The 578-nt window shown below is 47.8% G+C and carries 2 protein-coding genes; one reads left to right on the forward strand and one right to left on the reverse strand.

The window, feature by feature from the left end; all coding sequences use genetic code 11:
* Nucleotides 1–357, reverse strand: a 357-nt coding sequence (locus CKO25_RS20810; protein ID WP_200389846.1) for a transposase family protein, incomplete at its 3' end; no start/stop codon positions are given.
* A gap of 71 nt (nt 358–428) precedes the next feature.
* On the opposite strand from CKO25_RS20810, the gene CKO25_RS21885 reads away from it, so the two are divergent.
* Nucleotides 429–578: transposase (locus tag CKO25_RS21885; RefSeq protein WP_338115200.1), on the forward strand; the 150-nt coding region annotated here is incomplete at its 3' end.

Raw genomic sequence — 578 nt, forward strand, 5'->3', positions numbered from 1 at the left:
GATCAATTCCAAAAGCATCTGTTGCTCGAAAGCTTTTGTGACTGAGGCACGTGGCGTATACCATGACAGGGTTTGACTTGTCGTTGGATGCCCTTCGCAGGAGCGACATTGATAGCGCTTAGGACGTAAGATCAACAGCACTCGGTATTCGAGTAGCGGCAAATGTCGAAGTTCGATCTCATTACCCAAACCATAAGCATGATGAATCGGCTTGCCACAACGGTGACACTGCGTTCCTTCTAGGGTACTATGAACGTCAATTCTCAACGTTTTACGTTCACCTAAAACCACCCGTTCAATTGCGAGGTCAGGAAGATTTAAAAGGGCCTGAATCGTATCATTATCGAAAGTCATCATCAAAAGCGCTCGAATGACATTTTAGCGGAGCACCGCCATCAAGTGACTGATTTATATGATAACATGACCCCATGAGATCCGGGAGAGCCGGAATGAAGCGACATATTGTAGTCGATACAATGGGTTGCTTGCTCGTCGTGAGTGCGCATGCCGCTAACATCTACGATGGGAAAGCCGCTCGACAGGTCCTGATGAAACTGTTTGTGCTGCTCCAGAGCGTC

The organism is Thiocapsa imhoffii (assembly GCF_016583985.1).
Taxonomy (GTDB): Bacteria; Pseudomonadota; Gammaproteobacteria; order Chromatiales; family Chromatiaceae; genus Thiocapsa; species Thiocapsa imhoffii.